The sequence below is a fragment of the Streptomyces sp. NBC_00285 genome, assembly GCF_036174265.1.
Lineage (GTDB): Bacteria > Actinomycetota > Actinomycetes > Streptomycetales > Streptomycetaceae > Streptomyces.
In genome coordinates this window covers 8,455,829-8,480,292 of record NZ_CP108055.1, presented here as the reverse complement: position 1 = coordinate 8,480,292, position 24,464 = coordinate 8,455,829, and the positions used below count along the sequence as shown (strand labels likewise).

The 24,464-nt window shown below is 69.8% G+C and carries 19 protein-coding genes and 1 pseudogene; 11 read left to right on the top strand and 9 right to left on the bottom strand.

Translation table 11 applies throughout. From position 1 onward, the window contains the following. The first annotated feature begins 12 nt into the window (after positions 1-12). Positions 13-903, top strand: a complete 891-nt coding sequence (locus OHT57_RS38870; RefSeq protein WP_328751495.1) for a 2-hydroxy-3-oxopropionate reductase — start codon at positions 13-15, stop codon at positions 901-903. Between the two features lie 704 nt (positions 904-1,607). Here OHT57_RS38870 and gcl read toward each other — a convergent pair. Next, complete coding sequence (gene gcl, locus OHT57_RS38865; protein ID WP_328751494.1) at positions 1,608-3,392, bottom strand: glyoxylate carboligase; 1,785 nt, start codon at positions 3,390-3,392, stop codon at positions 1,608-1,610. A gap of 165 nt (positions 3,393-3,557) precedes the next feature. Here gcl and OHT57_RS38860 point away from each other — a divergent pair, with 165 nt between their 5' ends. Then, positions 3,558-4,241, top strand: a complete 684-nt coding sequence (locus OHT57_RS38860; RefSeq protein ID WP_328751492.1) for a hypothetical protein — start codon at positions 3,558-3,560, stop codon at positions 4,239-4,241. Between the two features lie 50 nt (positions 4,242-4,291). Here OHT57_RS38860 and OHT57_RS38855 read toward each other — a convergent pair whose 3' ends face one another. Continuing rightward, positions 4,292-5,878 carry an AMP-binding protein gene (locus tag OHT57_RS38855; protein ID WP_328751490.1) on the bottom strand — a complete coding sequence of 529 codons (1,587 nt, stop codon included), beginning with the start codon at positions 5,876-5,878 and terminating at the stop codon, positions 4,292-4,294. Next, complete coding sequence (locus OHT57_RS38850; RefSeq protein ID WP_328751488.1) at positions 5,875-7,542, bottom strand: AMP-binding protein; 1,668 nt, start codon at positions 7,540-7,542, stop codon at positions 5,875-5,877. Before OHT57_RS38850 ends, OHT57_RS38855 begins: the two co-directional genes overlap by 4 nt. A 123-nt stretch (positions 7,543-7,665) precedes the next feature. Here OHT57_RS38850 and OHT57_RS38845 point away from each other — a divergent pair, with 123 nt between their 5' ends. The 4 genes from OHT57_RS38845 to OHT57_RS38830 all read left to right on the top strand — a co-directional run bounded on the left by OHT57_RS38845 (position 7,666) and on the right by OHT57_RS38830 (position 13,232). After that, positions 7,666-8,490, top strand: a complete 825-nt coding sequence (locus OHT57_RS38845; protein WP_443053643.1) for a LuxR C-terminal-related transcriptional regulator — start codon at positions 7,666-7,668, stop codon at positions 8,488-8,490. A gap of 143 nt (positions 8,491-8,633) precedes the next feature. Continuing rightward, the gene (locus OHT57_RS38840) at positions 8,634-11,453 is read left to right on the top strand and encodes an ATP-binding protein (RefSeq protein ID WP_328751485.1); all 2,820 of its coding nucleotides are present in this window, start codon (positions 8,634-8,636) and stop codon (positions 11,451-11,453) included. A 221-nt stretch (positions 11,454-11,674) separates the two neighbouring features. Continuing rightward, the gene (locus OHT57_RS38835; protein ID WP_328751483.1) at positions 11,675-12,466 is read left to right on the top strand and encodes a S1 family peptidase; all 792 of its coding nucleotides are present in this window, start codon (positions 11,675-11,677) and stop codon (positions 12,464-12,466) included. A 118-nt stretch (positions 12,467-12,584) separates the two neighbouring features. Next, positions 12,585-13,232 (top strand): LysE family translocator, encoded by a 648-nt coding sequence (locus tag OHT57_RS38830; RefSeq protein ID WP_328751482.1) that lies wholly within the window; start codon positions 12,585-12,587, stop codon positions 13,230-13,232. 58 nt (positions 13,233-13,290) lie between these two features. Here the strand turns inward: OHT57_RS38830 and OHT57_RS38825 are convergent, their stop codons facing one another. Continuing rightward, positions 13,291-14,397, bottom strand: a complete 1,107-nt coding sequence (locus OHT57_RS38825) for a winged helix DNA-binding domain-containing protein (protein WP_328751481.1) — start codon at positions 14,395-14,397, stop codon at positions 13,291-13,293. A gap of 152 nt (positions 14,398-14,549) precedes the next feature. Between OHT57_RS38825 and OHT57_RS38820 the strand changes: the two genes are divergently transcribed. Then, on the top strand, positions 14,550-15,704 hold the full coding sequence (locus OHT57_RS38820; protein WP_328751480.1) for a CorA family divalent cation transporter: 1,155 nt from the start codon (positions 14,550-14,552) through the stop codon (positions 15,702-15,704). A gap of 275 nt (positions 15,705-15,979) precedes the next feature. On the opposite strand, the gene OHT57_RS38815 is transcribed toward OHT57_RS38820, so the two are convergent. Continuing rightward, positions 15,980-16,888 carry a tyrosine-type recombinase/integrase gene (locus OHT57_RS38815; RefSeq protein ID WP_328751479.1) on the bottom strand — a complete coding sequence of 303 codons (909 nt, stop codon included), beginning with the start codon at positions 16,886-16,888 and terminating at the stop codon, positions 15,980-15,982. Positions 16,889-17,224: 336 nt separating this feature from the next. On the opposite strand from OHT57_RS38815, the gene OHT57_RS38810 reads away from it, so the two are divergent. The 3 genes from OHT57_RS38810 (at position 17,225) to OHT57_RS38800 (ending at position 20,572) form a co-directional block, all read left to right on the top strand. Continuing rightward, positions 17,225-18,505, top strand: a complete 1,281-nt coding sequence (locus OHT57_RS38810; protein WP_328751478.1) for a hypothetical protein — start codon at positions 17,225-17,227, stop codon at positions 18,503-18,505. 116 nt (positions 18,506-18,621) lie between these two features. Then, entirely contained in the window at positions 18,622-19,884 is a 1,263-nt protein-coding gene (locus tag OHT57_RS38805; protein WP_328751477.1) for a DUF4041 domain-containing protein, read from the top strand. A gap of 337 nt (positions 19,885-20,221) precedes the next feature. Next, entirely contained in the window at positions 20,222-20,572 is a 351-nt protein-coding gene (locus OHT57_RS38800) for a DUF4238 domain-containing protein (protein WP_328751476.1), read from the top strand. A gap of 12 nt (positions 20,573-20,584) precedes the next feature. On the opposite strand, the pseudogene OHT57_RS47530 reads toward OHT57_RS38800, so the two are convergent. The 4 genes and pseudogenes from OHT57_RS47530 to OHT57_RS38785 form a co-directional block, all read right to left on the bottom strand. Then, positions 20,585-20,791: pseudogene (locus tag OHT57_RS47530) on the bottom strand (lipoyl protein ligase domain-containing protein); the annotation flags it as partial. Between the two features lie 230 nt (positions 20,792-21,021). Beyond that, entirely contained in the window at positions 21,022-21,465 is a 444-nt protein-coding gene (locus OHT57_RS38795; protein ID WP_328751475.1) for a hypothetical protein, read from the bottom strand. 766 nt (positions 21,466-22,231) lie between these two features. Then, positions 22,232-22,723 (bottom strand): DUF6114 domain-containing protein, encoded by a 492-nt coding sequence (locus tag OHT57_RS38790; protein WP_328751474.1) that lies wholly within the window; start codon positions 22,721-22,723, stop codon positions 22,232-22,234. A gap of 118 nt (positions 22,724-22,841) precedes the next feature. Further along, positions 22,842-23,456, bottom strand: coding sequence for a DUF6230 family protein (locus OHT57_RS38785; protein ID WP_328751473.1), 615 nt, complete (start codon positions 23,454-23,456; stop codon positions 22,842-22,844). 273 nt (positions 23,457-23,729) lie between these two features. Between OHT57_RS38785 and OHT57_RS38780 the strand changes: the two genes are divergently transcribed. Further along, on the top strand, positions 23,730-24,440 hold the full coding sequence (locus tag OHT57_RS38780; RefSeq protein WP_328751472.1) for a MerR family transcriptional regulator: 711 nt from the start codon (positions 23,730-23,732) through the stop codon (positions 24,438-24,440). Positions 24,441-24,464 lie beyond the last annotated feature (24 nt).

Genomic DNA, 24,464 nt, shown 5'->3' with positions numbered 1-24,464 from the left:
AGGCACCCCCTCATGAGCAGTCTCCCCAAGATCGCCTGGATAGGCCTCGGCATCATGGGCTCACCCATGTCCGAGAATCTGGTCAAGGCGGGCTACGACGTCACCGGCTTCACTCTCGAACAGGACAAGCTGGACCGCCTGGCCGCCGCCGGTGGCCGTACCGCCGGTTCGATCGCCGAGGCGGTGCGCGACGCCGACGTGGTGATCACGATGGTGCCCGCCTCACCGCAGGTCGAGGCCATCGCCTACGGCCCCGGCGGCATCCTGGAGAACGTCCGGTCCGGGGCCCTGGTGATCGACATGTCCTCGATCACCCCGCAGACCTCGGTCGACCTGGCGAAGGCGGCCGCCGCGAAGGGCGTCCGTGTCCTGGACGCGCCCGTGTCGGGCGGTGAGGCGGGTGCCGTCGAGGCCGTGCTGTCCATCATGGTGGGCGGCGAGCAGGCCGACTTCGACGAGGCCGGGCCGCTCTTCGAGGCGCTCGGAAAGACCGTCGTGCTGTGCGGTCCGCACGGCTCGGGCCAGACCGTGAAGGCGGCCAACCAGCTGATCGTCGCCGTGAACATCCAGGCGTGCGCCGAGGCCGTGGTGTTCCTGGAGAAGTCGGGCGTGGACCTCAAGGCCGCCCTCGACGTCCTGGGCGGCGGCCTCGCCGGCTCGACCGTGCTGACGCGCAAGAAGGACAACTTCCTGCGGCGCGACTTCAAGCCGGGCTTCCGTATCGACCTGCACCACAAGGACATGGGCATCGTCACCGACGCCGCCCGCACCGTCGGCGCGGCCCTGCCGGTCGGCGCCGTGGTCGCCCAACTGGTCGCCAGTCTGCGCGCCCAGGGCGACGGGGGCCTGGACCACTCGGCCCTGCTGCGGGCGGTGGAGCGCCTGTCCGGCGCCCAGATCTGATCCCGACTTCCGGTCCTACCCGGGCCTGATCCCGACTTCCGGTCCGCGGCGGTGCTGACATCTGTCCTGTCGCGCCCAGGTGCCGCCGCGGACCGGAACCCCATGGCCGCCGGTCCGGCCGGCTGCTCGCGCCCTGCGCGAGGACCGAGACTCCCTGCCCGCGCCCGACGCGCCCGGCGACCCGGATGAGGGGTGGTCGCCCGGTACCGGGCGCGGGCAGGGGAAACGACCGCGGCGGCGTGCGAGCCAGTGCGGTGGTGAAGGTCCCGGGCCCTCCTTCTTCGACCTGAGGGAAGGAGTGCGCCCCGGTTCCGTCGCAGCCGCCGCGGTCCCTGCCACACCCTTCACACACCGGCGAGCGCCGGATGCGGACACCACCGCATCCGGCGCTTTCCGGTGCCGGGAGGGCGCTTCGCGAGGGGCCACGGGTACGGGCGAGGCACGGCGGCCGGGGCTCTGCGACTGTCACGAGCGGCGAGCCGCCGTACCGAACGAGTCGTAGGCCGTCTACGGAATCCTCAAATCAAGCTCTGAACCTGATTCAGGGGCTTCTGCCGGACCGTTCCCGGGCGCATTCTCATCACACGAGGTTCGCCGGCACGGGGGCGGCGGACATCGCGACGGGGGACGGCTTCGGGGGAGCCGGGCACGGGAAAGGGCGGTCCGACCTTCACGGTGGGACCGCCCTTCAGCTGTGCGCGGGGTCAGACCTTCAGCGGCCTGATCGACGTCGGCGCGTGACCCGGTTCCGTCGCGATCTCCTCGAACTCCACGACGTTTCCTATGTCGTTGGTCGTCGACATGGAGATGTTGGTGACCCGCTCCAGGATGGCCTCGACGACGACCGGGACCCGGAACTCGGCGGCGAGCTTCTTGGCCTGCTCGAAGGCGGTGCCGAGTTCGGCCGGGTCGGTCACCCGGATCGCCTTGCAGCCGAGGCCCTCGACGACCTTGACGTGGTCGACGCCGTAGACGCCCAGTTCCGGGGAGTTGATGTTCTCGAACTCCAGGTTGACCTGGAAGTCGATGTCGAAGGCACGCTGGGCCTGGCGGATCAGGCCCAGGTAGGCGTTGTTCACGAGGACGTGGATGTACGGGATGCGGTGCTGGGCCCCGACGGCCAGCTCCTCGATCATGAACTGGAAGTCGTAGTCGCCGGAGAGGGCCACGACCTGCGCCTCGGGGTCGGCCTTGGCGACGCCCAGCGCGGCCGGGATCGTCCAGCCCAGCGGGCCCGCCTGACCGCAGTTGATCCAGTGGCGGGGCCTGAAGACGTGCAGCATCTGGGCGCCGGCGATCTGGGAGAGGCCGATCGTGGAGACGTACCGGGTCTCCGGGCCGAAGGCCCTGTTCATCTCCTCGTAGACGCGCTGCGGCTTGATCGGGATGTCGTCGAAGTGCGTACGGCGCTGGAGGGTCGCCTTCCTCTCCTGCGCCGAGGCCGCCCACGCCGAGCGGTCGGGGAGCCGGCCCGCCTCCTTCAACTCACCTGCCACCTCGACGAAGAGGGCCAGGGCGGCCTTCGCGTCCGACGCGATGCCGTAGTCCGGTGCGAAGATCCTGCCGATCTGGGTGGGCTCGACGTCGACGTGGACGAACGTCCGGCCCGCCGTGTAGACGTCCAGCTTGCCGGTGTGCCGGTTGGCCCAGCGGTTGCCGATGCCGAGGACGAAGTCGGACTCCAGGAAGGTCGCGTTGCCGTAGCGGTGCGAGGTCTGCAGGCCGACCATGCCGGCGTTCAGCTCGTGGTCGTCGGGCAGGACGCCCCAGCCCATGAGGGTCGGGACGACCGGGATGCCGGTCAACTCGGCGAACTCGACGAGGAGTTCGGCGGCGTCCGCGTTGATGACACCGCCGCCGGCGACGATCAGCGGACGCGCGGAGTCGTTGAGGAGACGGAGCGCCTTCTCGATCTGCGCGCGGGTCGCGGCCGGCTTGTAGACCGGGAGGGGTGCGTACGTCTCCGGGTCGAACTCGATCTCCGTCAGCTGGACGTCGATCGGCAGGTCGATCAGCACCGGGCCCGGGCGGCCCGAGCGCATGAGGTGGAAGGCCTGCTGGAAGACGCCGGGGACCTGGGCCGCCTCCAGGACGGTGACGGCCATCTTGGTCACCGGGCCCGCGATGGAGGCGATGTCGACGGCCTGGAAGTCCTCCTTGTGGATCACGGCGGTCGGGGCCTGGCCCGTGATGCACAGAATCGGGACGGAGTCGCCCGTCGCGGAGTAGAGACCGGTGATCATGTCGGTGCCGGCGGGTCCCGACGTGCCGATGCAGACGCCGATGTTGCCCGGATGGGTGCGGGTGTAACCCTCGGCCATGTGCGAGGCGCCCTCGACATGGCGGGCGAGGGTGTGGTGGACGCCCCCGGAGGCCTTCAGTGCCGCGTAGAAGGGGTTGATCGCCGCGCCGGGGACGCCGAACGCGTCGGTGACACCTTCGCGCTTGAGGATCTCAACTGCCGCGCGGGCAGCGGTCATTCGAGCCATCGAGTACTCCTGGTTCGACTGTCGGATGCGTACTCCCGTCGCGCCCCGCGGCAGATGCTTCCGTAATGCGGAATATGTTTTCTGCTATCTGGAAGTAATGTAGGTGGGTGGGTGAAGACCGTCAAGAGGCGGACAACCGGGCACGCCCTGGAGGACGATGAGGCCATGTCCGAGAGCGTGTCGGTGCGCTGTCCGGTCTGCCGGTGCGAGCACCTCTACGCGGCGCCGTCGTACCCGTGCGAGTGCGGCGCCCCGGTCCATCCGCCGCTGGACCGGGGCGGCACGCCCACGGCCGTCGCCCACCAGGTGTGGGACGAGGCGTGGGTGACGGTGGCGTGCGCGGTCTGCGGCCGCAGGGCGCAGTGGCCGCAGCCGGAGCTGGGCTGTGCCTGCGGGACGGTCCTGCGGATCCCCTTGACCGACGGCACGGCTCCGGACCCGGCGGCGGAACCGGCCGCGTCCGCCGCCGCTCCCCCGCGCCGCGCCTTCCAGCCGATCACGATCCGCACCGCGCGCGACGCGGTCACCGTCGCCGCGCTGTATCTGCGCTGGCTCGGCTACCAGGACATCCGGCGCGCGGACCAACGGCCCCCGTCCGGCATCGGCCTCGCCGCGCGCGGCCTGCTCGCCCAGGTGGACCCGACCGTACGGCCGGCCTCACCGCGGGACGTGGAGTGCCTGTGGCTGACGGCCATGACGGAGTCCGCGCACTGCGTGTACTTCTCCCTGGCCGGCTACACCAGCGAGGCCCGCACCCGCGCCGACTCCCTCGGCGTCCCCCTGTTCGTCCTGGACCTGACGGGCACCCCACAACCGGTGAACGGCCTGGCGGACGACCTGGGCGGGTAGGGCCTCCGGCGGAGTGCGGTCCCTCGCCTCGCCGGGCGGCACCGCCCCTCCTATCCCTCCGCGTACGTCTCCCGCAGCTCGATCTTGCGGACCTTGCCGGAGACCGTCATCGGGAACGCGTCCAGGATGCGCAGGCGGCTCGGGATCTTGTAGTGGGCCAACCTTCCGTCACAGTAGGCGCGCAGTTCCTCCAGGGTCGGCGGGGCGGCCGGGTCCCGCGGGATGACGCAGGCCAGCACCTCCTCGCCGTAGCGCTCATGGGGCACCCCGACGACCTGGACGTCCGCGATCTTCGGGTGGCCGTAGAGGAACTCCTCGATCTCGCGCGGGTAGATGTTCTCGCCGCCCCGGATGATCATGTCCTTGATGCGGCCCACGATCTCGACGTACCCGTCCTCGCGCATCGTCGCCAGGTCGCCGGTGTGCATCCAGCGCCCGGCGTCGACGGCCTCCGCGGTCTTCTCGGGCTCGTTCCAGTAGCCGAGCATCACGCTGTAGCCACGGGTGCACAACTCCCCCGCACTGCCCCGGGGTTGGGTGACCCCGGTCGCCGGGTCGACGACCTTGACCTCGATGTGCGGCAGGACGCGGCCGACCGTGCCGGTGCGGTGTTCCAGGTCGTCGTCCCTGCGGGTCTGGAGGGACACCGGGGACGTCTCGGTCATGCCGTAGCAGATGGAGACCTCCGCCATGTGCATCTCGGCGACCACCCGCTTCATCACCTCCACCGGGCACGGCGAGCCCGCCATGATGCCGGTGCGCAGGGAGGAGAGGTCGTAGGCCGCGAAGTCGGGGAGGTTCAGCTCCGCGATGAACATGGTCGGAACGCCGTAGAGCGAGGTGCAGCGCTCCTGCTGGACCGCGCGCAGGGTGGCGGCGGGGTCGAAGGACGGGGCGGGGATGACCATGCAGGCGCCGTGCGAGGTGGCGGCGAGGTTGCCCATCACCATGCCGAAGCAGTGGTAGAAGGGCACCGGGATGCAGACCCGGTCCTGCTCGGTGTAGGCGATCAACTCACCCACGAAGTAACCGTTGTTGAGGATGTTGTGGTGGGAGAGGGTGGCCCCCTTGGGGAAGCCGGTCGTGCCCGAGGTGTACTGGATGTTGATCGGGTCGTCGCAGGACAGCTCCGGGTACGCCGCGGCACCGCCCCCGCGCTCCAGCAGCGCTTCCCAGCTCGGGTCGCCGAAGTGGACGACCTGCCGCAACTCGTGGCACCTGCCCCGCACTTCGTCGACCATCGCCCGGTAGTCGCTGGTCTTGTGACGCAACGACGAGAAGAGCAGCGTGATCCCGGCCTGCTTGAGGACGTACTCCACCTCGTGCGTGCGGTACGCCGGGTTGATGTTCACCATGATCGCGCCGATACGGGCGGTGGCGTACTGGACCAGCACCCACTCGGGGCAGTTCACCGCCCAGATCCCCACCCGGTCGCCCTTGGCGATCCCGGCGGCCAGCAGGGCCTGCGCCAACTCGTCGACGTCGGCGCCGAACTGGGCGTACGTCCAACGCCGCCCCGAAGGCACGTCGACGAGCGCCTCGCGGTCGGGCCAACTGGCCACCGCCCGGTCCAGATTGGCCCCGATCGTGTCGCCGAGGAGTGCGGTCCCGCCCGTCCCGTGCGTGTACGAGGTCACCGGAAGTCCTCCTCGCGGTACTCGGAGGCCGACCCGGCCGCCGTCGCCTCACGCAGCTCGATCCGCCGGATCTTGCCGGAGACGGTCTTGGGCAGGTCCGCGAACTCCAGCCGCCGGATCCGCTTGTACGGCGCCAGCACCTCACGTGAGTGTTCGAACAGCACCTTGGCCGTGTCGGGGCCCGGCTCCCAGCCCTCCGCCAGGACGACGTACGCCTTGGGCACCGCGAGCCGCAGTTCGTCCGGCGCGGGCACGACGGCCGCCTCGACCACCGCCTCGTGCTCCAGCAGGGCGCTCTCCAGCTCGAACGGGGAGATCTTGTAGTCGGAGGCCTTGAAGACGTCGTCGCTGCGCCCGATGTACGTCAGGTATCCGTCCTCGTCCCGCGCCGCGACGTCCCCGGTGCGGTAGTACCCGCCGGCCATCGCCTCCGTCGTACGGTCCGGGTCGCCGTGGTAGCCGGTCATCAGGCCGACGGGACGGGCGGTCAGGTCGAGCGCGATCTCGCCCTCCCGCGCGCCGGGGGCTCCCGACACCGGGTCCAGCAGTTCGACCCGGTAGCCGGGGCTCGGCCGGCCCATCGAGCCGGTCTTCAGGACCTGCCCCGGGCTGTTGGAGACCTGGACGGCCGTCTCCGTCTGTCCGAAACCGTCCCGGATGGTCACGCCCCAGGCGCGCCGGACCTGTTCGATCACCTCGGGGTTCAGGGGCTCCCCGGCCGCGACCACCTCGCGCGGCGGTGTGCGCAGCTGGGTCAGATCGGCCTGGATGAGCATGCGCCACACGGTCGGCGGGGCGCAGAACGTCGTCACACCCGCGCGGTCCATCTCCGCGGTGAGCCGGGCCGCGTCGAAGCGCGTGTAGTTGTGGATGAAGACGGTCGCCTCCGCGTTCCACGGCGCGAACAGATTCGACCAGGCGTGCTTGGCCCAGCCGGGCGAGGAGATGTTCAGGTGCACGTCGCCGGGCCTGAGGCCGATCCAGTACATGGTGGCGAGGTGCCCGATCGGATACGACGTGTGCGTGTGCTCGACGAGTTTGGGGCGGGCCGTCGTACCGGAGGTGAAGTACAGCATCAGCGGGTCGTCGGCGAGGGTGGGGCCGTCGGGGAGGAACTCCTCGGAGGCGGCGTACGCGTCCTCGTAGGGCTGCCAGCCCTCCGGTACGCCGCCGACCGCGGTGCGTGTGTAGTCGCCGGGCACCTCGTCGAACTTGCCGGCGTCCTCGGCCCGCGTCAGGACGTGCCGCACCCGCCCGCGCTCGACCCGGTCGCGCAGGTCGGCGGGGCCGAGCAGCGGGGTCGCGGGGATGACGACGGCGCGCAGCTTCATGGCGGCGAGCGCCGTCTCCCACAGCTCGGTCTGGTTGCCGAGCATGACGAGGATCCGGTCCTCGGCCTCCACCCCGCGCTCGCGCAGCAGGTTGGCGACCCGGTTGGACCGTTCGGCCATCTGGGCGAAGGATAGCCGGACCTCGCTGCCGTCCTCCTCGACGATGTGCAGGGCGGTGCGGTCGTTGCCCTCGGCGATGGCGTCGAACCAGTCGAGCGCCCAGTTGAAGTGACTCGGACGGGGCCAGGCGAACCCCTCGTACGCCGTGGCGTAGTCCTCGCGGTGCTCCAGCAGAAAGTCCCGTGCCCTGCGGAAGTCCTCCGTGGCCGTCATCTGTCGTCCTCCTTGGTGCCGGACCATTGCCGGGCGGCTCTCTTCCATCGTGTAATCCGTGATGCAGGTCTCACTACCCCCGAACGGGGGTGTGTGCCGCAGCGAAGGGACGAACAGGTGTCAGTGAACGCGGCCGGTGCGGGGGAGATCCGGCGTGCACTGGTGCGGCTGCGGCGCACGACGGGCCTTCCGGTCGCCTTCGGCGGTCTGGTCGAGCCGGGCCGCCCGCGGATACGGATCAGCGAACTGAGCGGCACGGCCACCGCCTCGCTCCTCTCGCTCGCGGTGACCTCGGGCAACGGCCTCGGCGGCAAGGCGGTCGCGCTGGCCCGCCCGTGCGCCGTGGCGGACTACTCCCTGTCCCGGCAGATCAGCCACGAGTACGACGCCCCGGTCGCCGCCGAGGGCCTGCGGTCGGTGCTGGCCGTACCGGTGGTCGTTCGACGGCGGGTACGCGGCGTGCTGTACGGCGCCCTGCGCGACGCCCGGCCGCTGGGCGACCGCATGCTGACGGCGGCGGTGGACGCGGCACGGGACGTGGAGCAGGCGCTGGCCGTCGGCGACGCGGCGCGGGAGGTGCTGGTGGCGGTGCGGGCCGAGCCGCAGCCGGGTGACATCGCCGCCTGGGAGCAGGTCCGGGAGGCGCACACGGCGCTGCGGGCACTGGCCACCCGGATCACCGACCCCGCGCTCAGGACCGAGCTGCTGGACGCGTGCGCGCTGCTGTCCCCCGCGCCGGTGACCTCGAAGGGCGTCGCTCTGACACCGCGTGAGCTGGATGTGCTGGCCTGGGTGGCGGCGGGGGCGACGAACGCGGTGGCCGCGGGCAGGCTGGGTGTGAGTGCCGAGACCGTCAAGGCGTACCTGCGGTCGGCCATGCGGAAACTGGGCGCCGGGACACGGGGTGAGGCGGTGGCCGCCGCGCGTCGGGAGGGACTGCTCCCGTAACATTTGCAGTCATTCCATTCATTCATGAGCGCTTTGAATTTCCCCATGCGGAACCGGTTGTTATCTCACTCACCAACACTTCCCGCCGAATTTCGGAGCACCTTGCCTAATATTGGCCCGGACACGACACAGGGAGGGGAGCGGTGACGGTGCCACGCGACTTCCAGGAGCCCGCGAATTGCCGCCCCGACCTGCTCATCGGCCGGGACGAACTCTTCAACCAGGCGAGCGAGCAGCTGGCCCGGGGCGGCAGCGTGCTGCTGCACGGCCCCGCCGGAATAGGAAAATCGACCGTCCTTCGGGCCCTGGCCACGGAATCCGGCGCCACGGCGCGGACGGTGTTGCGCTGCTCGGCCACCGAGTCGGAATCCCATCTCCCCTTCCTGGCCCTGGCCGACCTCTTCGGCCTGGTCCTGGACGACGTCTCCGACAAGCTGCCCGCCGCCCAGCGCACCGCGCTCGAGTCGGCGCTGACCGGGCGCGGCGAGTCCACCCTCCTGCGCGACGGCCTCGCCCTGCGGCTCGCCGTGCTGTCCGCCCTGCGCGCCCTGGCCGCCGAGGGGCCGGTCCTGATCGTCGCCGACGACATGCAGTGGCTGGACCCCGCGAGTCTGGAGCTGCTCGGTTTCGCCGCCCGGCGACTCGGTGACATCCCCGTGCGGATGCTGTGCGCGGTCCGGACCGACGGCGCCGAGCACGACCGTCATCTACGCGCGTTGCCCCCGAACAGCCTGGCCATCCGCTGCAACCCGCTGACCCGAGACCAGGTCGCCTCGCTGCTCGACCACCGCGGCTACACCGGCCTCCAGCGCTCCACCGTGCGGGACATCCACCGCACCAGCGGCGGCAACCCGTTCTTCGCCCTGGAACTCGGCCGGGCGCTCAGCGAGAACCCGACTCCGCACCGCCCCGGCGAGCCGCTGCCGGTGCCCACCTCGCTGCGGGACCTGGTGCTGAGCCGTCTGGAGATGCTGTCCGCGGACGCCCGGCGCACCCTCCTGGTGGCGAGCGCCGGCGCCCGCCCCACCCCGGCGCTGCTGCACGCGGCCGGCCGCAGGGACGCCGAGGCCGAGATGGCCCAGGCGGCCGCGCTGGGCCTGCTCGCGACGGAGGCCGAGGGTCCCGCCGTACGCTTCTCGCATCCGCTGATCTCGGCCGCGCTGTACGCGGAGGCGCCCGCGCAGGAACGGCGGGACGCGCACCGTGCGCTGTCCACGGCCGCCTCCGACCCGATCGAGCGGGCCCGCCATCTGGCCCTGGCGACCACGGGCACCGACCCGGGGGTGGCCGCACGGCTCGCCGAGGCCGCGGCTCAGGCCCGGGACCGGGGCGCACCCTCGATGGCCGCCTCGCTCGGGCTGCTGTCCGCCCGGCACACCCCGGCCGACAGCGTGCCCGCTCCCGACGAACGCCGGCTGACGGCCGCCGAGGACGCGATCACCGCCGGCGAGCTGGACCTCGCCCGGGACATCGCCCGGGACGTGCTCACCCGGGCGACCGTGCCCGCGGACCGGGTGCGGGCCTGGATCACCGTGATCGACACGGCGGGCCACGCGATGACGGAGGTCGACGCGGTCTTCCCGCAGGCCCTGGCCGACGCCGGCGACGACCCCGGACTGCTCGCCCTGATCCGCTACCAGCTGGCCTGGCGGGCCCTGCTCGTCGAGGGCGACTTCGACGAGGCCCGCGAGGAGGCCGCCCGCTCGGCGGCCCTGGCCGAGCAGGGCGGCGACCGGTACAACGAGCTGATGGCGCTGGCCTTCCAGGCCCAGATCGAGACCCTGATGGGCCACCCGGACGCCCCCGCGACCATCAAGCGCGCCCTGAAGGAGCCCCAGGACCCGCGGGTGGCCTGCCATCACAACGGCGCCGGCTACTCCCGCTTCCGCTGGCTGATCATGAGCGACCAGCTGTCCGAGGCCCGCGCGACGGTCACCGCGCTGCTGCGCGAGGTGCGGCGGCGCGGGTCGGTCGAGAGCGAGGTGCACTTCCTGCGCGGGGTTGCCGAGACCGAGCTGCGTTCCGGGCACTGCGGGCGGGCCCTCGACCTGGCCCGGGAGAGCCTGATGATGGCCCGGGACACCGGGATCGGCGAGGTCGCCTCGGCTGTGCTCGCCTCCATCGCGGAGGCCTCGGGCGGCAGTGTCGAGCGGGCCCTCGAACTGGCCCGGGAGGCGGTCGACCACGCCGAGGGGAACGGCGACCAGATGTACGAGTCCCGGGGCCTGGCCGTCCTCGGGTACGCGCAGCTCGTCGCAGGGGACGCACCGGGCGCGGTCCGTTCGCTGCGCCGGGTGCGCGAGCTGGAACACGGGCTCGGCATCACCGACCCGGCGCGCGGACGCTGGCAGGGCGACCTCGCCGAGGCCCTCGTACGGATCGGGGAGATCGGGGAGGCGCAGGACGTCATCGACGTGACGCGGGTGAACGCGCTCAGGCTCGGCCGGGAGAGCGTGCTCGCCGTACTGGACCGGGCCGAGGCGCTGGTGCGGGCGGCGCGCGGTGAACACGAGGCTGCGCTGGTCCAGTTGACGTCCGTGCAGGATCGTCTCGCCAAGCTGGGTTACGGCCTGGAGGAGGCGCGCGCCGCCTTCGTCCTGGCCCAGTTGCGCACCCGACGGCCCGGTCCGACGTCGTACGACGAGTCGGCCCGCCTGTTCAGGCGCTGCCGGGCACTGCCCTGGCTGCGGCAGGTGGAGGCGGCCGCGCTGGCCCGTCCGGAGGAACAGGTGACCGTCACGGCCGCCGCGTCCGACGGTCTGGACAGTCTCGAAGGGCTCGCCTCGATGGAGCGTCAGGTGGCCGCGCTCGTCATGGAGGGCGCCACCAACCGGGAGATCGCCGCACGGCTGTTCATCAGTGTGAAGACGGTCGAGGCGACCCTCACGAGGGTGTACCGGAAGCTGGGGATCCGATCCCGGGTCGACATCGTCAGACTGGCGGCAGGGCGCCGATCGCCGTGAGAGCCGCCCCGGTCTGCCGCCCCTGGGGGATTCCGAGGGCCGACCGAGGGTTTTCCCTGCCCAACTCCCTTAGGGGCTTCCCTCATTGGGAAGGGGAACTTCCGCGTTCTAGCTTATGAACGTGCCGCTCGCTCGGGCATACGGGGGTCGGTCCCGCGACCCCCGTGTACCACCCCCACACCCGCGCGACCCCCACCGGCAACCCTGAGGAGACTCAACCGATGTTCGGTCTCACCCGTGCGAAGAAGGCGGCCGCCGTCACTGTGGCGACCGCCGCTGCCGCCGCCACCGCGTTGCTCAGCGCCCCCACCGCTGTCGCCGCCCCTCAGCCCATCGTCGGCGGTTCGACGACGACCACGACCTCCTACCCGTTCGTCATGCAGATCACGGACGCCTCGCAGAACCAGTTCTGCGGCGGCACCCTGGTCTCCGCGACCAAGGTCGTCACCGCGGCCCACTGCATGGTCGGCGAGACCACCAGCAGCGTGAGAGTCGTCGGCGGCCGCACCTACCTCAACGGTACGAACGGCACCGTCAGCAAGGTCAGCAAGATCTGGATCAACCCGAGCTACGCGGACGCCACCAACGGCGACGACGTGGCCGTCCTGACCCTGTCGACGTCGATGTCCTACACCCCGGCGTCGTACGTCTCCTCGTCCCAGACCAGCGTGTACGCGGCCGGCACCACCGCCCGCATCCTCGGCTGGGGCACCACCTCGGAGAGCGGCAGCTCCTCCAACCAGCTGCGGACCGCGACCGTCCCGATCGTGTCCAACTCCAGCTGTGCCAGTTCCTACGGTTCCGACTTCGTCGCGACCGACATGGTTTGCGCCGGATACACATCCGGCGGCGTAGACACCTGCCAGGGCGACAGCGGCGGTCCCCTGCTCATCGGGGGCGTCCTGGCAGGGATCACTTCATGGGGAGAGGGTTGCGCGGAGGCGGGTTACCCGGGTGTCTACACCCGGCTGACCACCTTCTCCAGCCTCGTGACCGCACAGGTCAACTCATAGGTCCCCAGTAGGTCTCCTGAGCATTCCTCAGGTGAGAAGCAAGGGGGCGTTGCGGGCCTCCACGAGCGGCCCGCAGCGCCCCCTGTCCATGTCCGCGATCCGTGTTTGAATGACCGCCATGGTGTCCACGGACCGTGTTGTCGCCTTCGCGGCGATGTCGTTGCTGGTGATCGTGATCCCGGGGCCGAGCGTGCTGTTCGTGATCGGACGGGCCCTCGCGCACGGCCGCCGTACCGCGGTGGCGACCGCACTCGGCAATGTCTTCGGCTCGTACCTGCTGGTCGTGGCCGTCGCGGTCGGGATCGGTTCGCTCGTGGAGCGGTCGGAGGCTCTCTACCTGGCGGTGAAGCTGGCGGGCGCCGCCTATCTGGTCGTCCTCGGGGTGCAGGCGTTCCGGCACCGCAAGGAGCTGACGGCGTCCGCGCTCACCGCGCGGCCCGCGGCACCGGCACGCGGTGACCTGCGGACCGTCCTCGACGGCGCCCTGGTCGGCGTCACCAACCCGAAGGGCGTCGTCTTCTTCGCGGCCGTACTCCCCCAGTTCGTGGACCATTCGGCGGGCCACGTACCGGCGCAGATGCTGCTGCTCGGCCTGGTCCCCATCACCATCGGCCTGGTCACGGACACCCTGTGGGGCCTGACCGCCTCGGCCGCCCGCACCTGGTTCGCCCGGTCCGACCGCCGCCTGTCGACCATCGGCGGCGTGGGCGGGTTCACGATGATCGGCCTGGGGCTGACGGTGGCGGTGACGGGCCGCGCGGACTGACGTCCCGTCTCCCTCGGGCGGTCATGTCTCCGCGACGGCCCCGGTTTCCTTCAGGCGGTCATGTCGCTACGACGGTCCCGAACCGGATGTCGTACGGCGTCCCCGGGTGCAGCGTGCCCAGCATCCGCTCCCCCTCCTTCTCGACGTCCGCCCGCTGGGCCCTGGTGAGCCGGCCGAAGGGCTCGACGACCAGCGCGTCCGGCCGCAGCCGCCACACGCCGGCGAGGAAGCCGTCGACGAGGAGCGTGCAGTGGGCCTGGTTGCCCTGCCAGCTGCGGCCCCAGTACTCCGGGGGCACCACGCGGGTGCGGTCGGCGTGGGAGAGCAGCAGGTTGTCGAACTCCGGCAGGAAGCGCGGCGGGGCCGGGGTGTCCTCGGCGGGGCGGGGTGCGTCGGGGAGGTCGAAGAGCTCGACGCCGTTCTCGTCGCGGAAGGTCAGCAGCCGCGGCCGTAGCCGCTCGAAGGCCTCGCGGAGCCTGGTCAGACCGGCCCAGGTCTGCATGTCCTTGACGGAGGCGGGGCCGAAGGCCGCGAGGTAGCGCAGGACCACGGCGTCGGGAGTCGGGGGCTCCTGCGCGGGACGGCCCAGCCAGTGCTCGGCCGTGGTGAGCGCCACCTGGCCGCTCCTGCCCCACAGTCCGCGCGGGGTGACCTGGACGAGCGGCAGCCTGCAGCGGGCGGCGATGGCGAGGGCCTGCGGGTCCGCGTCCGGCCACTCGGCGAGGAGGGCCTCGCGCAGCTGCTTCATGGTGCGCGGCTCGGTCTCGACGAGCGCCTGGGCCAGGGCGGCGAGACGGTCGAGGTCGACGCCCTGAAGTCCCGTGCGAAAATTGCCGAGTTCGCGGTCGCGGGCGGGCTGCACGAACGGCCGCAGGGTGAGGCAGTCGTCGGCGGTGTGGGTGTGGATGGTCGACCGCATGGTGACGATCCGGACGACCTCACGGTCGGCCATCAGCGTCGACAGCTCCTCGGGGGCGAAGGCGTCGAGGCGGGCGGCGAGCGCGTGATACGGCGGCTTGACGTTCTGGGCCTGGAGTCCCAGCAGATGCCCGACGGCGGCCTTCGCGGACAGTTCTGACCGGTTCAGAAGCAGCTGCCGTTCGAGGGTGGCGCGGTTCAGGGCGCGGGTGCCGAGTACGGGGGCCGACACGGTCGTCTTCGTCATGAGGAACACGCTAGGGGTCCTTGCGGACGAGTTCTGTCCGCAACTCCCGGCGGAGCCCGGCCCGGTTCCCCACCACGATGTCATTTGCCCCGTATACCCTGCTCCGTGATCACGCCGACCTCGGCTCGACCCGAGAGCGAGAGGCCTCCACGATGTCCCAGCGACCCGCCCGCCCCGCCAAGGGTTCCAGGAAGTCCGCCTGGCGCCGTGCCCTGACCCCGCCCACGGCGCCCCCGGTGACCGAGGCACCCGCAGCCGACCAGCCCTCCCCCCAGACGCCCGAACCGGCGAGCATCGTCCAGGCGGCTCTCTACCGTGACGGCGTGCGCGTCTCCTCCCCCGCCACGCTCGCGGACACCTTCCGCGAACTGCGCGAACAGCCGGCCGGTATGGCGTGGATCGGCCTGGCCCGTCCCACCGAGAGCGAACTCCTCTCCCTGGCAGCGGAGTTCGACCTGCACCCGCTGTCCGTCGAGGACGCGATGGAGGCCCACCAGCGCCCCAAACTGGAGCGCTACGGCGACACGCTCTTCGTGGTTCTGCGGGCGGCCCGCTACCTGGACGCCCCGGAGGAAGTCGACTTCGGTGAGCTGCACGTGTTCATCGGCCCGGACTTCCTCATCACGGTCCGGCACGGGGCGGCACCGGACCTCTCGGCGGTCCGGCACCGCATGGAGGAGACACCGGAACTGCTCAAGCTGGGCCCCGAGGCCGTCCTCTACGCCATCCTCGACGCGGTGGTCGACGGCTACGTGCCGGTCGTCGAGGGCGTTCAGAACGACATCGACGAGATCGAGACGGAGGTCTTCCGCGGCGACCCGGAGGTCTCGCGCCGCATCTACGAACTCTCCCGCGAAATGGTCGAGTTCCAGCGCGCCACCCGCCCGCTGGTCGGCATGCTGCACGCCCTGATGGCCGGCTTCGCCAAGTACGGCACGGACGAGGAGCTGCAACGCTATCTGCGGGACGTCGCCGACCACGTCACCCACACCAGCGAACGAGTGGACGGCTTCCGCCAGGCCCTCACCGACATCCTCACGGTCAACGCGACCCTGGTGACCCAGCAACAGAACGCGGAAATGCGGGCGTTGGCGGAAGCGGGGTTCGAGCAGAACGAGGAGATCAAGAAGATCTCGTCGTGGGCGGCGATCCTGTTCGCGCCGACGCTGGTGGGGACCATCTACGGCATGAACTTCGACGACATGCCGGAGTTGGGGTGGCGGTTCGGATACCCCTTCGCTATCGGCTTGATGGGAGTCGTTTGCGTCAGTCTGTACCTTATTTTCAAGCGGAAGGACTGGCTCTGAGCAACCAACCTGGGAGGCGCTCTCGCGAGTGGACGCGGGCCGAATCGCAGGCTCCGACGCCGCTTTCCAGGCCGCCGGGGAGAATGAGCCGCGCTCCGATGCAGGCGATCTCCTGCGATCGCGGGCGTTGCCCTGCGGAAGCCTCACCGCTGAGGCGCAGGCCGGGAGCACTGACCAGCACGGAGAGTAGCGAACTTCCCTTGTGGAACGCCGAATCGGGTGGGCACAGCAGATCGCTGTGCCCACCCGTTTCGTGGGTCGTGTGGAGCCTACGACTACGCGGCTAGTGCAGGCCGGCCGGGCAGGGCGTCGATGGCGCCTCGCCCCTTGCCGCCGGCCTCCGGCATGAAGTGGGCGTAGTAGTCCAGGGTGATCGTCGGGCTCGAATGGCCAAGCCAGCGGGCCAGGGTGACGACGGACTCGCCCACTTCGAGGATGACCGAGGCGTATGTGTGCCGGAGCACGTGGAAGCAGTCCTTTCGCGACGCCTTCCACCGCTCGTCCTTCTTGCGCAGGGGGATGACGCCGGCGGCTGCCAAGGCCGGCTTCCACACCTCTACGTTGAAGATGTTCGCGCGAAGGGCGTTGCCGTACGTCGTGGTGACGATGAGCGGGAACTTCTTCGTCTCCCGATCGGGCTCCGGACCGTCCCACGACAGCCCCACCTCGACCGCCGGGTACTCCATGAGGTATCGGGCCAGGGCCGCCGCGACCGACGGAGGCATGTCGGCGACGCGGGTCTTACCGCCCTTCGGCAGGGTGAAGTACAGGCACCCGCCGAGGAGTTGGACCTGTCGGCGGATGCGCAGCACTCCACGGGCGAAGTCGACGTCTTCCGGCGACAACCCGAAGACCTCACCCTGGCGCAGTCCACAGCCCAGCGCGAGCACGACGGCAATACGGTAGCGCGCGTCCCGTACGCGCTGCGCGGTCTCCAGGGGCCAGGCGTCCCTCTGGTCCTCCCGCGCCTTGGGCCACCGCACGGACTTGGCCCGCATCGGGTTGCGTGCCAGGCGCTTGTCGTCGATTGCGGTCTCGAAGATGTTCGAGAGCGAGCCGACGATCTGCCGGGCGTATCGCGGTGACAGTTCACTCTCCAGCGTGGCGATGTAGCCACGCAGCACCGCTGGGCTGATGTCCCGCAGGGCGACGGTGCCCAGTTGAGGCTGAATATGGAGGCGCACGCGCTCGTCGATGGCCGCGAGGGCACATTCAGGTCACATGACCGTCATTCACTTCGTCGTATGCCCGGGGCCCGACCGGACGGGGGCGCCTCCCGGCCCCCTTGCTCGTACGCCGAGCGCAGACGGTTCTTCGCGGGAGGCACCGCGTCGGCGGCGGGTAACACCGGGCGCAGGGCCGGAGCCACGGCACCGATCTCGTTCGCCTGGTCACCCGTGCAGGACCGGCGAGAACCTCCGCCCGTAATCCCGGGTTCACCTCGCCAGTGGCAACGATCATGGATACGGTTAACGTCCTACGATCAGTTCCTCGGGTGCCGATTCCTGTGGGGGGATGTTATGGGGAAGCGTCGCGGCTTTTTTGCGGAGCTGAACTACCAGGCACAGCAAGCGGAGAAGCGTCGGCGCCAACAAGAGGCCGCTGGCCATCGTGCTCATCTTGCGGCGCAGCGCCAAGCAGAGCGAGCCACGAAGGCGTACGAGCGCGCGCAATTGGCGGCGGCGCGATCCTCTGCCGCGGAGAGGAAAGCCGCGGAGCGTGAGACCGCGCGGCTCCACGTGGAGTCCAGGCTCGCTGAGGTCGAGTCGATGAACGCCAGCCTGGCCGGCGATCTCGCCGACATCGACGGTCTGCTCACGTGGACCCTGGACATGGACGACTACGTCGATCTCGAATCCCTGAAGATCTCGGCGGTCGAGCATCCTCCGTTCACGCCCGGTCGCATGGCCGTCCCGACGCCCAGTGTTCCGGAGCCGACCTACGAGCCCGAGCCCGTGTACGAGGAGCCGGTCGCACCCGGCGGCCTTTCCGCCATGCTCGGCGGCAAGAAGCGGCACCAACAGGCTATCGAGGGGGCTCGGACCGCCTTTGCGGACGCGCATCGCCACTGGGAGCGCGCCAAGGACGCCGCTCACAGCAGCTACGTCAAGAAGGCAGCCCAGCGCGAAAAGTCGGAAGCCAAGCGCGTGGCGGAACTGTCGGCCGCTGAGGAGAAGTACAAGCAGGAATGTGAGAAGCGCGAGGCTGACGCGTCAGCTCACAATGCGGAGGTCGCCAAGCTCATCAACGACCTTGCCTTCGATGTCGAGTCCGCCATCCAGGAGTACGTCGGCATCGTCCTGTCCAATTCGGTCTACCCCGAGGTCTTCCCGGTCGAGCACGACCATGTATTCAATCTCGCGTCCCGCGAACTCTCGCTCAAGGTCAGCGTTCCGGAGCCTTCATCCATACCCGCGGTGAGGGCGTACCGGTACGTGAAGGCGAAGGATGAGATCGCTTCGACAAACCTGCCCGTTCGCGAAAAGAAGGAGCGGTACGCGAACGCGGTCTGGCAGGTCGCGGTTCGCAGTCTGCACGAAGTCTTCGAGGCCGACCGCGCCGGGAAAGTGCACTCGATCGCGCTGGCGGTCGGCGTCGACACGATCGACCCCGCCACCGGCCGCCCGGCCACGGTTCCTCTGGTCGTCGTGGCGGCGGACCGCGCGACCTTCAACAGCTTCGATCTGGCCAGAGTGGTCCCCCAGGCCACCTTGCAGCACCTCGGTGCCGCGATGTCGAAGTCGCCATTCGACTTGGTCCCGGCGGACACAAGTCGCGGCGTCCGCGTTCGGGGAGAGTGATCATGCGGTTCAACCCACCCCCAGGGTGGCCCACACCGCCCGAGGGCTGGACGCCCCCGCCAGGATGGAACCCTGACCCGGCCTGGCCGGCCCCACCACCTGGCTGGCAACTCTTCGTGCCCGACGACGGGTCCGAACCGGACGTCGACGCCGACAAGTCCGTGACCGGGCAGACCACCGGGGCCCCTCCCACGGACCCGGCGCAGGGGTCACCGGGAACGCGGCAGAACCCCGCATTAGCCGTCCCACCGACTCCGCCACCGCTCCGAGGAGTCGACCCCGCGCCGCTGCTGGCCCGTATCGCGGACCTCGAAGCGGCGCTCGCCGCCGCACAAGGTGGCGCCGACCTGATCGATCTCAGCGATCAGCGTGCCCTGCAGGATGTCGGCATCTATCGCTACCACCATCCCTTGGAAAACGCGGCGGCCTACAAGGACCGATTGCGCAGTCTCGAAGACAAGATCGGCGAAACCGTCAAGAGCAGTCGCGCGATCCTCGCAGCCGACATGTTCACCTTCGACGGTTCTCTGGCCCGGGGCCGGAAGCTGGTCGGCGATCTATCCAAACTAATGCTGCGGGCTTACAACGCCGAGGCCGACAACTGCGTTCGCTCGCTGCGGTCGGGGAACGTGCGCACTGCGCTGAAGCGGCTGGAGTCGGCGGTCACCGCGATCGAGAGGCTCGGGGCGATCATGGAGATGCGGATCAACCCCGAATATCACGCGCTGCGTGTCACCGAGCTCGAGCTGACCGCGGACTTCCAGATAAAAATGCAGGAAGAGCGCGAACACGCCCGCCAAGAGCGCCAGCTTCTCCGCGAACAGCGCCAGGCTGAGAAGGAGTTGGCAGCCGAGAAGGAACGGCTTGAGAAGGAACGAGCGCACTACGTCAGCGTCCTGGCATCACTCCGCGCCAAGGGCGACGACGCCGCCGTCACGGAACTTTCCAGCCGCCTCGCTGACATCGAGAAGGCCATCGCAGCCAACGACTACCGCATCGCGAACATCCGTGCCGGTTACGTGTACGTCATCTCCAACATCGGTGCGTTCGGTCCGAACATCGTCAAGATCGGCATGACCCGCCGCCTCGATCCGATGGACCGTGTCCGGGAACTCGGCGACGCTTCCGTGCCGTTCCGGTACGACGTCCACGCCCTGTTCTTCTCCGAGGACGCCGTGACTCTGGAGTCGCAACTCCACAAGGCGTTCGCCAGCCGGCGCGTCAACTTCGTCAATCAGCGGCGCGAGTTCTTCTTCGCCACACCGTCCGAAGTCCGGGCACTCCTGGCGGACAAAGTGGGCGGCCTACTCGAGTTCACGGAGGAACCCACGGCCCTTGAGTATTTCCAGAGTCGCAACCGCTGGCCTCAGCAAAGCTGAACGCGGGTCCCGCAGAGCAATCTCCGTCCGCGTGGTTCGTCAACCTCTTGGAAGGGCTCCGCGCGATGTCGTCGAGGAGTTTGCCGACCCGGCCGCAGAGGTCCAGCGCCTTGTCGAGACTCGCACCACCGAGCGCAACGCCGGGGCGCACGCCGGCAGTACCGGGAGGCCACGGTCCCAGCTCAGCCGTCGGCCGCTGTTGGTTACTGGAGAGACCGGCCGCGCTCGCCCGTATGCGCTGTCGGTGTCAGTGCTTCGTGCGACGCTCACGGCATGGACGAGTGGGACCTGGAGAACGCTGATCCGAACCAGCAAGTATGGGCAACGGCACCACACGGTGCCCGCGTTCTATCTCCGCAGGTTCGCCAACTCCCAGAATCAACTGTGGGTCCGCGACCGCAGGTCCCCCATGCCCGGGCTGCGCAAGGAGAGCGACCTTGCGATCCGTGACTTCTACACCTTCCAGAACATCCACGGTGAGCCGGACGGACGCATGGAACAGGTGCTGCAGAAAATCGAGGGCAACGCGGCAAGCGCGCTGCGTCGCGTGACCTCGTCCGTGACCTGGGGACGGCCGATCACTCCCGAGGACAAGACTGACCTCTGTGTCTTCACGGCCTTCCAATACGTCCGCGGGCTCCGCAAGCGCCGCGAGATCGATCCGGCGTATCAAGCCGCGCGGTCCTAGCTCGCGTACGTTGAGCACGAGATAGCCGATCAGCTGCCCTGGCCCGTGATAGGTGGCGTGACCTCCCCGGTCGGCTTCAACCAGGCTGATCGGTGAAGCCGGCTCTGGCAGTTGGTCGGCCGGCGTCCGCGCCGTGTGAGTGATCACGGGCGGGTGGGTGAGCAGAAACAGCCGATCCCCAGTACGCCCCTGCTTCCGCTCGGCCACCCAACCGGCCATGTCGTCCTGCGCCACCTCATACGGCACCTCACCCAGATCGACCCGCTCCATCTACCCTGGCTCCATTGCCTCTCCCGTGTCTTCGAGGCGACGTCACCCCGAGCCGTACCTGCGAACTCCTGGTCTGGTGTCACCGATGAGCAAAATGTGCATCGTTGGAACTCGGCGGGCAGTCAGGTCAGGCGTCGTCACCCATGACCGCGACCAACCACAGCCGCCTGGTGCCGGCTTCAGCGTGGCGTTCCGTACCCGTGGATCCCCGGGATGGCGAGTTTTCCGCCTGTCTGTCCGGCCTGGTCGATGTCGGCGTCGTCCAGGCCGAGTTGGAGCTTGAGGTCAAGCTTCCCGACCGTGTCGTAGAGCCACTCGGGCACCGTGTCGGGGGTGAGGCGCAGGCGGAGGACGGGCGGTACGGGAACGCCTTCGACTCCGGAGAGGGTGCCCGTCAGGCTTTCGACGTACATGGTGATGCCGTCGCCTCGCAGCGTGGACGTCGAGCCGGGCGCCCCGTCGATGTGCTGGATCTGCGGGCCGACGGGCACCGCCATCTTCAGGTCACGGATCGTGACGCTCCCCGCGGAGAACTTGAGCACCCGCTTGGGCCCGGCGGCCGTGTCCACGGTCACCACGCCGCCGAAGACGAGGTCGTGCAGTTCGAGGCGGCTCCCCTTCATGTTCCATGCCTCGGCGGCGAATCGGCCGGCCTCATGTTCCTCGGGGGCCTTGAGATCGCTGATGTCGCAGGTTCGGGAGGTTCCCCCGGTGGCCTCCGGTCGGGGCGACGGCTCGACGGCCCGATGGCTGGGAGCAGGTGACACAGGCGTGGTGGACAGCCGGGGCTCGGGCAGTCCTCCGGACTCTGGCCTCGAAGTTGCCGAGCTTGGTGAAGGGCTCGCGTGGAGTGAGGGGCTCGCGTCGGGTGAGGGGCTTTGCTGCTCGGCGTCGTCGCGGAAGAGAGGGTCGAGGATGTCCGCGAGGCTCGTTGCGGCGGAGGTCGCGCTGGGCGAGGGGGTGGGAGTGGCGGTCGGTACTGGGGCCGAGCCCGCTCCCTTGTCGTCCGCGTGCGACGGCGGCTCAGCAGGCTCCCCGCTCGGGTGGGCGCCGACCGTGCGGGGATCAGCGGACGGGGTGGGGTGTGCGGGAGCGTTCGTCGCAGAGGGTGAGGTGGCGTCGGGACGGGCGCAGTCGACACCGCTGGTTCCAGGCGCGCCTGACCCCTCTTCAGAAACGGAGAGTGCCGCGGTGGCGCTCGTGTCCGCTGACTCGGGCAGGCGTTGACTCCCCAGGATGAGGGCGGTCGGCAGCGCGGTGAGCGCGAGAGCCCTCCCGACCGGCAGACGCAGGCGTGTCAGCGCGGACGTACGCGGGATGGCGTGCCGGCCTCTCGGCGGCCGGGCGAAGCGGGGTTCTGCGGTCTCGCCCTGATTGTCGGGCGACTGGTCACTCACTCCCCTGTCCTCCCGCCCGGACGACTGCGGCTGACGGCTCTTCAGCGCCGTCGGGTATGTCCTCCGGATGCCCGTCCTCGTCCACCGGGCCCCATGCCAGAGCCAGGAGTCCGCCCGCCGCCGCGAGCAGCGTGCCGACGAAGAAGCCGCCGAAGTTGGAGATGGGAAGCGACAGCACGCCGAGGAACACCGCGACGCAGCCCGCGAAGAACCTGATGATCGGCTGGAACCAGAGGAGTCCGCCAAGGACGATCAGAGTCAGGCCGATGACCAGGGATCCGGCCCCCGCGGTGGTGGACATCGCCACGGACAGGGCGCCCAGGGAAAGGTTGAAATACGGGAAGTAGATGATGGGCGCAGCGGCAAGGAGCACCAGCAGACCCGCCCAGAAGGGGCGGGTGCGCCGCCAGGCCCGGAAGTCCCGGCGAGCGCGGGTGAAGCCGCTGTCACTGTGGGGGTGCGCGGGTGCACCGGCACTCGTCATGTGGCAGCTCCCAAGTCGTGAGTGGGTGAGGGTGTCCGCGAGGACGGTGGAACGCTGCCGCCCCCTGGACAGTCGCCGGTCGCTTTCGCGCGCGGGAGGCGAGGGGGCGGGAGCGAGGTCAGAAGCAGTCGTGGCGGCCGGCCGCGATGTTCATGTGCAGGCCCGCCAGTTCGAACGTTCCCGCGGTCGTGGCCCAGACCGTCTGGTGGGCATCGATGATCTCGACCGCGTCCGCCTCCTGGGCGTAGCCGTCGGGATCGACGTGGTCCTTCGGGTTGACCTGACCCTTGGTCATGGACCCGGTGGCGACGCCGATGTCGACGTTGGTGAAGGTGCCCTTCTTGGCCTGGAGGTCGGTCATGTCGATGTACAGGTTCTTGGCCTTGACCGGCGTACCCGACCCGCCGGCCTTGAGCGACATCGTGTAGGTCCCGAGGACGGGGATGTCCACCGGGACGGACTGGCACATGTCGGTGACCGTCGCGTTCTTGATGGACGAGACGGAGACGGGCACGTGCTTGCCGTTCTTGGCGACGTCCACCGTGGCGTAGTTGGCGAATCCGGTGCCGCTCAACTTGCCGGCCGAGACCTGGAAGGCGGAACCGGAGATGCTGAACGAAGCGGCCAGGGCGCCCTGGGCCATGGAAATGGCGACAGCAGCCGTGGCGGCCACGGTCGGCACCGCACCGATGGCGAAACGCTTCCAGTGGGTCTTGCCGATTCGCTGGGACATGGTGTTGGTCTCCGTTGTCGATGCGTACGAGACGCCCGGACCCAGAACTGGCTGGCCCGGGCCCGGGGTGGGGAGAGAACTGCGGCTGGGTGTGGCCGTGGCGGTGCAGGCGGCTTCCGCGGGCGCATGTCGTCCACGCGCACGGAGAAGTGGGCACACCGGAGAAGCGCTCGATAGTGCTACTACCGAGTACCCGATAGTGGCACTATCGATCCCATCGGGGCAACCCCCGGTAACGCGATACTGGTGGGACAGTTGAGCGTGAGGGAGCGCATGAGGATTTCAGAGCTCAGCCGACGGTCCGGGGTGCCGATGGCGACCATCAAGTACTACCGACGGGAAGGGCTGCTTCCCGAGGGACGCGCGCTGAACGCGACGGCGGTCGAGTACGGCGAGGAGCACATCCAGCGGCTCCGTCTGATCCGTTCGCTCATCCAGCTCGGCGGGCTGTCCGTCGCCCGTACCCGTGAGGTGCTCGATGCGGTGGACCGTCCACTGGACGGGTTCGAGACCCTGGGCGTCGTCCACCACGCACTGCCCGTGCCCTCTGCAGAGACGAACGGGAAAAGCGGCGCGGACAACGAGGACAGCCCCGGAGCGGAGAGCACCGCCGACGGGGCTGTACCGGGCGGAGCCGCCATGAGGGTCGAGGCTCTCATCGAGAACATGGGCTGGCGGATCTCCGACGCGTCACCGCACCGCCCCGCACTCGCCGAAAGTCTCGCCGCGCTGAGCCGCCTCGGCACCGACTACACGGTCGACGACCTCGTCCCCTACGCACAACTCGCCACCTCCACCGCCGATTTGGACTTCGCGCAGTTCGAGGGGATCGAGGACCGCATCGCCCTCGCCGAGCGGGCGGTGGTCCTCACCGTGCTGTTCGAGCCGGTCGTCCGGCTGCTACGGCGCCTGGCCCAGGAGGACGCGAACCACCGGCGCCATGACCGCCGTGCATGCGAGCGGGGCGAGCAGCCGGAGGAGTGAGTCCCCAGCAGTGCACCGCCGGCA